This is a genomic window from Pseudomonas sp. GW456-L13 (assembly GCF_017350115.1).
Taxonomy (GTDB): domain Bacteria; phylum Pseudomonadota; class Gammaproteobacteria; order Pseudomonadales; family Pseudomonadaceae; genus Aquipseudomonas; species Aquipseudomonas jessenii.
The window spans coordinates 2,795,854-2,808,003 of record NZ_JACNAS010000001.1; the positions used below are offsets into that span (position 1 = coordinate 2,795,854).

Consider the following 12,150-nt stretch of genomic DNA (forward strand, 5'->3'; position numbering starts at 1 on the left):
GCCCATGCGTTTTTCGCGAGCGGGCTCGCTCCTACAAGGTAACCACCCGGTCGCAGTAAAAACGCGCAAGGACTCAAGACTTCAGTCCGGCGACCGATAAGCCATCCATACAGCAGCCTCAGCCCCGCACGGATGCGCTCTTTTCGGTGATTGCCATGTCCCTTCGTAATATGAATATCGCCCCTCGGGCGTTCCTCAGCTTTGCCCTGATTGGCGGCTTGATGATGGTTCTGGGGGTGTTTGCCTTGAATCAGATGAGCAAGATCCGTGGCGCGGCCGAGAACATCACCAACAACAGTGTGCCGAGCATCAAGAGCCTGGACGACTTCACCCAACTCACCTTGCGCCTGCGCGTGCTGTCCTATCGCTTGCTGGTGAACCGCGAGCCTGATGTGCAGCAGAAAACCATGGAACTGCTGGAGACGCGCAACCAGCAGATTCGCACCGCCCAGGCAACCTACGAAAAGCTGATCGCCAGCCCGCAGGAACGTGCGACCTACGATCAATACGTACAGCTGCTGGGTCAATACCGCCAGATCGAAGACCGGATGAAGACCCTGTCGCGCAACAATCAGGTCGATGAATTGCGCAGCCTGCTCAACACCGATTTGCTCAACAACTCCGAAGCGGTCAACGCGGTGTTAAACAAACTGCTGGAGATCAACACCCAGCAGAGCCACGACACCAACCAGCAGTCGGCGGATCAATACGATTCGGCGTTCAACCTGGTAATCACCCTGTTGGTGATCGCCACCGCCTTGACGCTGCTGCTCGCCTGGTTGCTGACCAACAGCATCACCCAACCGATCGCCAATGCCCTGGGCGCCGCCGAACAGATTGCCGAAGGCAACCTGACGCGCCCGATCACCGTTGACGGCCAGGATGAAGCCGGCCGTTTGCTGCTGGCCATGTCGAAGATGCAGGAAAAACTGCGCGACACACTGCAGCGCATTTCCGGCTCGGCCACGCAACTTGCATCCGCTGCCGAAGAACTCAACAGCGTCACCGACGAAAGCGCCCGTGGCCTGACCCGGCAGAACAACGAAATCGAACAGGCTGCCACCGCAGTCAACGAAATGACCAGCGCCGTGGAAGAAGTCGCGCGTAACGCGGTCAGCACATCCGAGGCCTCGAAGAACGCCACCACATCTGCCGGTGACGGCCGCGACCTGGTGCAGGAAACCGTCAGCGCCATCGAACGCATGAGCGCCGACGTGCAGAGCACCGCGACCCTGATCGGCGACCTGGCCAACGAGTCCCGTGACATCGGCAAGGTACTGGATGTGATCCGTGGCCTGGCCGACCAGACCAACCTGCTGGCCTTGAACGCCGCCATCGAGGCCGCGCGCGCCGGTGAGGCCGGTCGTGGTTTTGCGGTGGTGGCCGACGAGGTACGTGCCCTGGCTCACCGCACCCAGCAGTCGACCAGCGAGATCGAACGCATGATCGGCAGCATCCAGAGCGGCACCGAGCACGCGGTGGATTCGATGCGCAACAGCACCGAACGCGCCGAATCGACCCTGAACATCGCCCGCGGCGCCGGGATGTCGCTGGACACCATCAACAGCGCCATCGTCGAAATCAACGAGCGCAACCTGGTGATCGCCAGCGCCGCTGAAGAACAGGCACAGGTGGCCCGTGAGGTGGATCGCAACCTGGTTAACATCCGTGACCTGTCGGTGCAGTCGGCCACCGGGGCGAATCAGACGAGTGCGGCGAGCAATGAACTGTCGCGCCTGGCGGTGGACCTGAACACCCTGGTTGGGCGGTTTAGCCTTTAACGAGCACCGCTGACTCTGTGGCGAGGGGGCAAGCCCCCTCGCCACAATGATTTCACCCGGCGTGAAGAATCGCCTGCAAAAAGCTTTTTGACAGCATCACATTTCAACAGGTTAGAATCGCTGGCACGCAGACTGCATGGTCAGTTTGCGCCCGCCTTTCAGCTTTCTGGAGTACTGCCTTTGAATGCGACGACCATCAACAGCCTGTTCTTGATCGGCGCGTTGCTGGTAGGTGCGAGCATTCTGGTGAGCTCACTTTCGTCCCGTCTCGGCATCCCGATTCTGGTGATCATCCTGGCCGTCGGCATGGCGGCCGGTGTCGATGGCGCCGGCATTCTTTTTGATAACTACCCCACGGCTTATCTGGTGGGCAACCTCGCGTTGGCGGTGATCCTGCTCGACGGCGGCCTGCGCACCCGGGTGTCGAGTTTCCGCGTGGCGTTATGGCCGGCGCTGTCGCTGGCGACGGTCGGGGTGTTGATTACCACCGGGCTGACCGGCATGGCGGCCGCGTGGCTGTTCGACTTGAACCTGATTCAAGGCCTGCTGATCGGCGCCATCGTCGGTTCTACCGACGCCGCCGCAGTGTTCTCGCTGCTTGGCGGCAAGGGCCTGAACGAACGGGTAACCGCCAGCCTCGAGATCGAATCCGGCAGCAACGACCCGATGGCAGTGTTTCTCACCGTCACCCTGATCGACATGCTTGCCAGCGGCCAGACCGGCCTGCACTGGAGCCTGCTGACCCACTTGCTGCGCGAATTCGGCATCGGCGGAGTCATCGGCCTGGGCGGTGGCTGGCTCATGCTGCAACTGGTCAATCGCATCAACCTGGCCACCGGCCTGTATCCGATCCTGGTGATTGCCGGCGGCCTGGTGGTGTTTGCGCTGACCAACGCCCTGCACGGCAGTGGCTTCCTGGCGGTATACATCTGCGGCCTGGTGATCGGCAACCGTCCGGTGCGCAGCCGCCACGGCATCCTGCACATGCTCGACGGCATGGCCTGGCTGGCGCAGATCGGCATGTTCCTGGTGCTGGGGCTGCTGGTGACGCCCCACGACCTGCTGCCTATCGCCTTGCCGGCACTGGCCCTGGCGCTGTGGATGATTCTGTTTGCCCGGCCACTGTCGGTGATAGTTGGCCTGCTGCCGTTCAAGGCGTTCCATGGTCGCGAGAAGGCATTCATCTCCTGGGTCGGCTTGCGCGGCGCGGTTCCGATCATTCTCGCGGTGTTCCCGCTGATGGCCGGCCTGCCCAACGCTCAGCTCTACTTCAACCTCGCGTTCTTTATCGTGCTGGTGTCGCTGCTGGTTCAGGGTACGAGCCTGCCGTGGGTCGCCAAGCTGCTGAAGGTGACGGTGCCCCCGGAGCCTGCACCCATCTCCCGCTCGGCCCTGGAAGTGCACGTCACCAGCGAGTGGGAACTGTTCGTCTATCGCCTGGGCGCGGAAAAATGGTGCATCGGTTCGCCCCTTCGCGAGCTGAATATGCCCGAAGGCACCCGTATCGCCGCCCTGTTTCGTGGCCAACAATTGCTCCATCCGTCGGGTAGTACAGTGCTGGAAGTCGATGATTTGTTGTGTGTTATCGGCCATGAACACAACCTGCCGGCCCTCGGAAAACTCTTCAGCCAGGCGCCACAACGGGGCCTCGATCTGCGCTTCTTCGGCGACTTCGTACTCGAAGGAGACGCCCAGCTGGCCGCGGTTGCGGCCCTCTATGGCCTGAAGGTCGAAGGCATCGATCCGGACATGTCCCTGGGCCACTTCATTGCCCAGAAGGTTGGCGGCGCGCCGGTGGTGGGTGACCAGGTGGAATGGAACAACACCATTTGGACCGTGGCCGTCATGGACGGGAACAAGATCGGTAAAGTGGGCGTCAGATTCCCCGAAGGAAGTCGCCCGGGTCCCGGACTCTTCCTCTAAACTGCTTCCACTATCACTTGCTTGACCGGTCTTTATGCCTAATCTGCGCTCCATTTTCGCCGTCGCCCTGCTGGGCTTGAGTCTCTCTGTCAGCACCCTTGGTTTATCGCAAGCGGCGCAAGCGGCCGAACCGCCTTCCAGCGAAGCCGTGCAAGCGAGCCTGGACAAGATCGCCGACCGCAAACTGCCGGAAGCCGATCTGAAGGCCCTGCAATCGGTCCTGCAAGGTACGCTGAGCCAGCTCAACAACAAGCGTGACTACGAGCAGAAGCTGGTCGCGCTCAAGCAGCAATTGAGCAATGCGCCCAAACAGACCATCGAGAACCAGCGTGAACTGACCCGCCTCAAGGCCAGTGCCGTGGTGCCGGTGGCGCAGCGTTTCGCCAAGGAACCGATCCAGCAGCTTGAACAATTGCTCACCGAGCGCTCCACCCAGCAAAGCGACCTGCAAAAGGCCCTGGCCGATGCCAACAGCCTGATCATCACCGCCCAGACCCGCCCCGAGCGCGCCCAGGCGGAGATATCCAGCAGCCAGACGCGCATTCAGCAGATAAATACCACCCTCAAGAACGGCAAGGACGCTGGCAAGACCCTGAGCGCCGAGCAGCGCGACCAGCTCAATGCCGAGTTGGCGGCGCTGAACGCCCTGATCCCGCTGCGGCGCCAGGAACTGGCCGGCAATACCCAATTGCAAGACCTCGGCAACAGCCAGCATGACCTGTTGTCGGAGCGATCCGACCGCCTGGATAAGGAAATCCAGGAACTGCAAACCCTGATCAACCAGAAGCGTCTGGCGCTGTCCCAGGAAACGGTCACCCAGCAATCCATCGAAGCGCAGAAGGCCGGCGGCAGCAGCCTTTTGGCCACCGAAAGCGCGGCCAACCTGAAGCTCTCGGACTACCTGCTCAAGAGCACCGACCGCCTCAACGAAGTCACCCAGCAGAACCTGCAGACCAAGCAGCAGCTGGACAGCCTGACCCAGAGCGATGCGGCCCTGGACGAGCAAATCAACGTGCTCAAAGGCAGCCTGCTGCTCTCGAAGATTCTCTACAAACAGAAACAGGCGCTGCCGCGCCTGCGGCTCGACCGCAACCTGGCCGATCAGATCGCCGACATTCGCCTGTATCAGTTCGAAGTCAGCCAGCAACGGGAATTGCTGAGCAATCCGACCACCTACGTCGAAAACCTGCTGTCGACCCAACCCCCCGAGCAAGTCACGGCGCAGTTGCGCAAAAGCCTGATGGAACTGGCCACCACCCGCGCCGACCTGCTGGAGCGACTGAACCGCGAACTGAGCGCGGTGCTCAATGAATCCATCACCCTGCAACTGAACCAGAAGCAATTGCTCAGCACCGCGCAAAGCCTGCGGGCGACCCTCGATGAACAGATGTTCTGGATTCCCAGCAACAAGCCGCTGGACCTGGAGTGGATTCACAGTGTGCCGGATCGCCTCCAGCGGCAAGTCGATACGCTGCCGGTACTTTCAAGCCTGAGCGAACTGACCGACGGCCTGACCCAGCGCCCGCTGCTGTTCCTGCCACTGGCCTTGCTGATCGGCGCACTGCTGTGGCGGCGCAAGAGTCTATACGCGCGACTGAACAAGGTTCACCAGGACATCGGTCACTTCAAACGCGATAGCCAGTGGCATACGCCGCAGGCAATTCTGATCAACATTCTCCTGGCGATGCCGGTTTCACTGGGCCTCGCATTGTGCGGGCTGGCCCTGCAAATCGACGCCCGTGGGCAGAACGCCAATATGGGCGCGGCGCTGCTGCAAATGGCCGGGGCCTGGCTGGTGTTCTACACCGCCTACCGGATCCTCGCGCCGGGTGGCGTGGCAGAACTGCATTTCCGCTGGGAAAAGCCCCAGGTGGAATTCCTGCGCAGATGGATCCGCCGCCTCGGCATCGTGGTCATGGCACTGGTGACCGTAGTCGCCGTTGCCGAACTGCAACCGGCGGCACTGGCCGATGACGTGCTCGGCATGCCGGTGGTGCTGATCTGCTACGCCTTGATGACCTTGCTGCTCAGCCGCCTGCTCATCAGCAGCCCGACCCACGAAAACGCTTCGCTGTTCCGCAAACTGGTGGGGATCCTGTTCACCGCCCTGCCCATCGCGTTGTTCGTGGCGGTGTGTTTCGGCTACTACTACACCGCGCTGAAACTCAGCGACCGCTTGATCAACACCCTGTACCTGCTGATGTTCTGGCTGGTGATCGAAGCCACCTTTGTGCGCGGCCTCAGTGTGGCGGCCCGGCGCCTGGCCTACCAGCGCGCCTTGGCCAAACGGCTGGCCGCCAAAGAGGCCGGCGATGGTGAAGCCGTGATCGAAGAACCGACGATGGACATCGAGAAGGTCAACGAACAGTCCCTGCGCCTGATCCGCCTGGCGCTGCTCGGCGGCTTCATGGCGGCACTGTATTGGGTCTGGGCCGACCTGATCACGGTGTTCTCGTATCTGGACAACGTCACCCTCTACGAATACACCAGCGGTACCGGCGCCAACATGAGCATGGTGCCGATCAGCATCGGCGACATGCTCGGCGCACTGATCATCATCGGCATCACCTTCGCCCTGGCGCGCAACCTGCCGGGCTTGCTCGAAGTGTTCGTGCTGTCGAAGCTCAACCTTGCCCAGGGCAGCGCCTACGCGACCACCACGTTGCTGTCCTACGTGATCGCCGGCGTCGGTTTTGTCTCGACGCTATCGACCCTCGGCGTAAGCTGGGACAAGTTGCAATGGCTGGTGGCAGCGTTGTCGGTCGGCCTCGGTTTCGGCATGCAGGAGATCTTCGCCAACTTCATTTCCGGCATCATGATCCTGTTCGAACGTCCGGTGCGGATCGGTGACACCATCACCATCGGCAACCTGTCGGGCACCGTGAGCAAGATCCGCATCCGCGCCACGACCATCACCGACTTCGATCGCAAGGACATCATCGTCCCGAACAAGACGTTCATTACCGGGCAACTGATCAACTGGTCGCTGACCGACACCATCACCCGGGTGACCCTCAAGCTCGGCGTCGACTACGGCTCGGACCTGGACCTGGTGAAAGAGCTGTTGCTCAAGGCCGCGCGCGAAAACCCGCGCGTGCTGAAAGACCCGGAGCCCCACGTGTACTTCCTGAATTTCGGCGAAAGCACCCTCGACCACGAGTTGCGCATGCACGTGCGCGACCTCGGCGACCGCAACCCGGTGCTCGACGAGGTCAACCGCTTCATCAACCGCGAGTTCAAGAAGCAGCACATCAACATCTCGTTCCGGCAGATGGAGGTCTACCTCAAGAACCTGCACGGCCAGGAATACAAGATGGTGCCGATCGAGCCGGAAGCGAAAACCATCGTGCCGATCGTCGACGGCAAGTCGTCGCAACAACCGCCGGCCGCCAAACTCGACTAACCAGCCATTCCCCAGCAGAATGCTCGGACATTCTGCTGGAGCCGGCCCTTGAAAGCCCTCGACGAACTCACTTTCGATAATCGCTTCGACCGCCTGGGCGATGCGTTTTCCGCCCATGTGCTGCCCGAGCCCATCGATAATCCACGCCTGGTCGTGGCCAGCCCCGCCGCCATGGCGCTGCTGGACCTCGACCCGAGCGTGGCCGAAACCCCGGAGTTCGCCGAACTGTTCAGCGGCCACAAGCTCTGGGCCGACGCAATCCCAAGGGCGATGGTCTATTCCGGACATCAGTTCGGTTCCTACAACCCGCAATTGGGCGACGGTCGCGGCCTGTTGCTCGGCGAGGTGTACAACGAGGCCGGCGAACACTGGGACCTGCACCTCAAGGGCGCCGGCCAGACGCCATTTTCACGCATGGGTGATGGCCGGGCGGTACTGCGCTCGTCGATCCGCGAATTCCTCGCCTCCGAAGCCCTGAACGCACTGAATATCCCGACCACCCGCGCCTTGTGCGTAATCGGCTCCGACACCCCGGTGTGGCGCGAAAAGCAGGAACGCGCAGCCATGATCCTGCGCCTGGCGCCGAGCCATGTGCGCTTCGGCCACTTCGAATATTTCTACTACACCAAGCGCCCCGAGCAACAGAAAGAGCTGGGTGATCACGTGTTGGCCATGCACTTCCCGCAGTGCCTGGAACAACCGGAGCCGTACCTGGCGATGTTCCGCGAAGTGGTGGAGCGCAACGCCGAACTGATCGCCAAATGGCAGGCCTATGGCTTCTGCCACGGGGTGATGAACACCGACAACATGTCGATCCTGGGCATCACCTTCGATTTCGGCCCATTCGCGTTCCTCGATGACTTCGACGCCAATTTCATCTGCAATCACTCAGATGACCAGGGCCGTTACTCCTTCAGCAACCAGGTGCCGATTGGCCAGTGGAACCTCAGCGCCCTGGCCCAGGCCCTGACACCGTTCATCAGCGTCGAGGCCCTGCGCGAAACCCTCGGCCTGTACCTGCCACTGTTCCAGGCCCATTACCTGGACCTGATGCGCCGCCGCCTCGGCCTGACCACCGCCGAGGATGACGACCAGAAACTGCTGGAGAACCTGCTACAACTGATGCAAAACAGCGGCGTCGACTACAGCCTGTTTTTCCGCCGTTTGGGTGATCAAGCGCCGGAACAGGCCATCACCCGCTTGCGTGAAGACTTCGTCGACCTCAAGGGCTTTGACGCCTGGGGCGAGCTCTACGTCGCCAGGGGTTCCCGTGAAGGCACGCTTGATCAAGAGCAGCGTCGCCAGCGGATGCACGCGGTCAACCCGTTGTACATCCTGCGCAACTACCTGGCGCAAAACGCCATCGATGCAGCGCAGAACGGCGACTACTCGGAAGTCCGTCGACTGCACGCGGTGCTGAGCAATCCGTTCGAGGAACAACCGGGGATGGAAAGCTACGCCGAGCGGCCACCGGAATGGGGCAAGCATCTGGAGATCAGTTGTTCATCGTGAGGCACTGCACGATTGAAAATCTGGAGTCATGTCTCCAGATATGGATCATTCGCTTTCGATTGGACGATTTGTCATGACCGACCCACTCCTCATCCCCTGCCCTCACTGCAACGGCCTCAACCGCATCCCGGCCGAGCGCCTCAACGACCACCCGAAATGCGGGCGCTGCAAGGCCGAAGTCCTGTTGAGCAAACCGTTTGAATTGAAGCAAGGCGACTACACCAGCCAGATCAAGGGCGATCTGCCGCTGCTGGTGGATGTGTGGGCGGACTGGTGCGGGCCGTGCAAGTCGTTCGCACCGGTGTTCGAGCAGGCAGCCGGGCAACTGGCGGGCAAGTGTCGCCTGGCCAAGCTGGACAGCGAGGCGAACCAGCAGTTGTCGGCGCAGTTGGGGATTCGCTCGATTCCGAGCCTGATCCTGTTCAAGAACGGCCGGGAAGTCGCCCGGCAGAGCGGGGCGTTCCCGTTACAGCAACTGATGAGCTGGTTGCGTAGTCAAGGCATCTGAAACAACACGGAACCATGTGGGAGCGAGCTTGCTCGCGAAGGCGGGCTGACATTCAAAAGAGGTGTCGCCTGATACACCGCTTTCGCGAGCAAGCCCGCTCCCACAGGGGTTCTGTGTTATCCGCCAGAATCAGGCGTTTTCCAGCAGGTTGTGCAGCTCGACAAACTGCTGGGTCAGCTTGTGCCGCGGGTCGAGATGGATCAGCGGCGTATTGGCCTGGTGGGATTCACGCATGCGTACCGAGCTGGCCAGGTACACCGGCAGCACCGGCAGGCCTTCGGCGATCAGCTCATCGAGAATTTGCTGGGGCAGGCTGGCGCGGGCCTGGAACTGGTTGACGACGATGCCTTCGACTTCCAGACCTTCGTTATGGTCGTCCTTCAACTCTTCGATTTCCGCCATCAGGCCGTACAGTGCCTGGCGTGAAAAACTGTCGCAATCGAAGGGAATCAGCACACGATCGGCGGCAATCAACGCTGAAACCGCATAAAAATTCAGTGCGGGCGGGGTATCGAGGTAAATCCGGTCGTAGTCTTCGCTCAGCTCTTCAAGCAACTTACGCAGCTTGTTGATCTTGTGCTTGGCTTCAAGCTTTGGCTGCAAGTCCGCCAGCTCGGCGGTGGCGGTAATGACATGGAGGTTATCGAACGGGGTTTCGTAGATGTCGACCTGATTCTTTTTGGAGAACGGCCCGGAAGACAGCGTCTGCTTGAAGAAATCGGCGATACCCATCGGAATATCGCTACCGGTGAGCCCCGTCAGGTACTGAGTGGAGTTGGCCTGGGCATCGAGGTCCACCAACAGGGTGCGAAAACCCTCGCTGGCACTGACCGCCGCCAGATTGCAGGCAATGCTGGATTTGCCAACGCCACCTTTCTGATTGAACACCACGCGCCGCATGTCAAAACCTCCGTGTATCAAAGAATGACCGAGTGTAGTGGTCCACGGTATGGCTACGCTACCTCACCAGTGCAAGGACTACACAGTCAGTTGCCTTCTCTTGCATGAAAAGCCCTGAGCGGCCCGGCGGTTCGACGCCAGAACCGACAGACGGGGTAATAATTCTGTGAATAGTTGCCAATCATTCAATTTTTGCGAACCAGCCGCTTCATCTTCTGAGCAAAATGTAACCAGCATTTGCTACACGTTCCCGGCACCGGGATAATGCGCGCCACTCGGCGCCAAACGCCACGCAGGGTAAATCTCGGCCCTCGGCCACTCCCCCGCGTCAAGTAAGCCCGTGAGGGTGGGATGAATGTCTGTGATCAACTTCAACATCGCCCAATGGCGCGCCTGGGCCCCGGGGCTTGATAGCGTGTCCGATTGGCAGGCCTGGTGCCGACAACCGGTCGTGCTGCCGGACAGCGATGCCGCTCCCGACGTTTCCTTTCTGCCGGCCATGCAGCGTCGACGGCTCAGCCGTCTGGCGCGCATGGCATTCAGTGTCGGCTGGCCTTTGGCCGAAGGTCGGCAGGATCTGCCATTGGTCTTTGTTTCCCGTCACGGCGAAACGCCCCGCACCGTCGATATTCTCAGTGATCTGGCCGCCGACCAGCCGCTGTCGCCGACCCGGTTCAGCTTGTCGGTGCATAACGCGATCATTGGCTTGTGGTCGATCATGCGGGGTGAAACCAGCGAAATGACCGCCCTGGCCGCCGCAGGCGATGGCCTGGAACACGGCATGCTTGAAGCTGCCACGCTGCTGGCTGAAGGCGCTCGCGCGGTACTGCTGGTGGTCACCGAAGAGAAGCCACCCGAGGCTTACTCGACCTGGATCGACGACGTGCCGTTCCCTTATGCCGTCGGCTTGCTGATCACACCCGGTACCGACTGGCAGTTGTCCCTGAACAGCCCCTCGGATGCGTTGTCCAAACCCCGCTGGCCTCACGCGCTGAATCTGCTGTGTGCGCTGCTCGGCCAGCAAACCACCTGCCAACATGCCTGGAAAAATCGTGTATGGACCTGGCAACGCAACCCATGACCGAGAAAAACCGCGACGCCTATTACTGGCGTTTGCTGGCCACCGCCGCGAGCTTCGCCCTGTTCGGGCTGGGCGGGCTGTGCCTGCGCCTGGTGATTTTCCCTGTACTGAACTGGCTGCCAGGCGACGCCCGGACCCATCGGCTGCGGGCCCGGCAAACGGTCAGCCGCTGTTTCTGGATTTTTGTGCGTTTCATGGCCCGTACCGGGGTACTGACCTATAACATTGAGGGTGCGGAGAAACTCGGTCGCCCCGGGCAAATGATCATTGCCAATCACCCATCGCTGATCGACGTGGTGTTTCTGATCGGCCTGGTGCGTCACGCCAACTGCGTGGTCAAGCAAAGCCTCTGGGAAAACCCTTTCACCCGCGGGCCGCTGCGCTGCACCGAATACATCAGCAACGACGGCAGCATGGACATGCTCGACGCGGCTGCCGACGCGCTGAAAGACGGTCAGACCCTGATCATTTTCCCGGAAGGTACGCGCACTCAGCCCGGCCAGCCGCCGGCCTTTCATCGGGGCGGCGCGGCAATCGCCCTGCGTGGTGCGAAAATCCTCACCCCGGTCATTATCAAGGTCAGCCCGACCACATTGACCAAGGCCGAACCCTGGTATCGCATCCCCAAGCGGCGCGTGCACTTCAGTTTCCGGGTCGGGGCCGATATAGACCCAAAGACCTTCGCCACGCAGGGGCCGGCTCCGCAGGCCTCGCGCAAGCTCAACGATTATTTGCATTCTTACTTCATCAAGGAGCTCGCCGAAGATGAGCGATCTGAACACCCCTAGCCTGGTGCTGGAAATCAAAGAACTGATCATCGACGCCCTGGGCCTCGAAGACATCAGCGCCCAAGACATCGGCAACGAGCAGACGCTGTTCGGCGAAGGCCTGGGCCTGGACTCGGTGGACGCCCTGGAACTGGGCCTGGCCATCCAGAAAAAGTACGGCATCAAAATCGACGCCGATGCCAAGGACACACGCAACCACTTCAGTAACGTGGCGAGCCTTGCGGCGTTCGTCAGCGCAAAACAGGCAGCTTGAG

The 12,150-nt window shown here is 61.0% G+C and carries 9 protein-coding genes and 1 pseudogene; 9 read left to right on the top strand and 1 reads right to left on the bottom strand.

The features are described 5' to 3' along the window. Positions 1 to 170 precede the first annotated feature (170 nt). The 6 genes and pseudogenes from J4D25_RS27295 to trxC form a co-directional block, all read left to right on the top strand. Positions 171 to 926: pseudogene (locus J4D25_RS27295) on the top strand (MCP four helix bundle domain-containing protein); the annotation flags it as partial. Further along, the gene (locus tag J4D25_RS27300; protein ID WP_371318461.1) at positions 918 to 1,781 is read left to right on the top strand and encodes a methyl-accepting chemotaxis protein; all 864 of its coding nucleotides are present in this window, start codon (positions 918 to 920) and stop codon (positions 1,779 to 1,781) included. The pseudogene J4D25_RS27295 and the gene J4D25_RS27300, both read left to right, overlap by 9 nt. Positions 1,782 to 1,961: 180 nt before the next feature. Further along, positions 1,962 to 3,704, top strand: coding sequence for a potassium/proton antiporter (locus J4D25_RS12595; protein WP_057712307.1), 1,743 nt, complete (start codon positions 1,962 to 1,964; stop codon positions 3,702 to 3,704). 34 nt (positions 3,705 to 3,738) lie between these two features. Next, positions 3,739 to 7,107 carry a mechanosensitive channel MscK gene (gene mscK / locus J4D25_RS12600; RefSeq protein ID WP_057712308.1) on the top strand — a complete coding sequence of 1,123 codons (3,369 nt, stop codon included), beginning with the start codon at positions 3,739 to 3,741 and terminating at the stop codon, positions 7,105 to 7,107. A gap of 48 nt (positions 7,108 to 7,155) precedes the next feature. Continuing rightward, positions 7,156 to 8,619 carry a protein adenylyltransferase SelO gene (gene selO / locus J4D25_RS12605; RefSeq protein ID WP_057712309.1) on the top strand — a complete coding sequence of 488 codons (1,464 nt, stop codon included), beginning with the start codon at positions 7,156 to 7,158 and terminating at the stop codon, positions 8,617 to 8,619. A gap of 73 nt (positions 8,620 to 8,692) precedes the next feature. Next, complete coding sequence (gene trxC, locus J4D25_RS12610; RefSeq protein WP_057712310.1) at positions 8,693 to 9,127, top strand: thioredoxin TrxC; 435 nt, start codon at positions 8,693 to 8,695, stop codon at positions 9,125 to 9,127. A 129-nt stretch (positions 9,128 to 9,256) separates the two neighbouring features. Here the strand turns inward: trxC and J4D25_RS12615 are convergent, their stop codons facing one another. Then, positions 9,257 to 10,027: a ParA family protein gene (locus J4D25_RS12615; RefSeq protein ID WP_015093167.1), complete on the bottom strand. Its 771-nt coding sequence runs from the start codon at positions 10,025 to 10,027 to the stop codon at positions 9,257 to 9,259. 355 nt (positions 10,028 to 10,382) lie between these two features. Between J4D25_RS12615 and J4D25_RS12620 the strand changes: the two genes are divergently transcribed. Genes J4D25_RS12620 through J4D25_RS12630 form a run of 3 tightly spaced genes read left to right on the top strand, consistent with a single transcriptional unit; the run spans position 10,383 to position 12,149 of the window. Then, on the top strand, positions 10,383 to 11,108 hold the full coding sequence (locus J4D25_RS12620; RefSeq protein ID WP_057712311.1) for a beta-ketoacyl synthase chain length factor: 726 nt from the start codon (positions 10,383 to 10,385) through the stop codon (positions 11,106 to 11,108). Continuing rightward, positions 11,084 to 11,896 carry a 1-acyl-sn-glycerol-3-phosphate acyltransferase gene (locus tag J4D25_RS12625; RefSeq protein ID WP_057712312.1) on the top strand — a complete coding sequence of 271 codons (813 nt, stop codon included), beginning with the start codon at positions 11,084 to 11,086 and terminating at the stop codon, positions 11,894 to 11,896. Before J4D25_RS12620 ends, J4D25_RS12625 begins: the two co-directional genes overlap by 25 nt. After that, a complete protein-coding gene (locus J4D25_RS12630) occupies positions 11,874 to 12,149 on the top strand; it encodes a phosphopantetheine-binding protein (protein ID WP_057712313.1) in 276 nt (91 codons plus the stop codon). Before J4D25_RS12625 ends, J4D25_RS12630 begins: the two co-directional genes overlap by 23 nt. The last annotated feature ends 1 nt before the right edge of the window (position 12,150 follow it).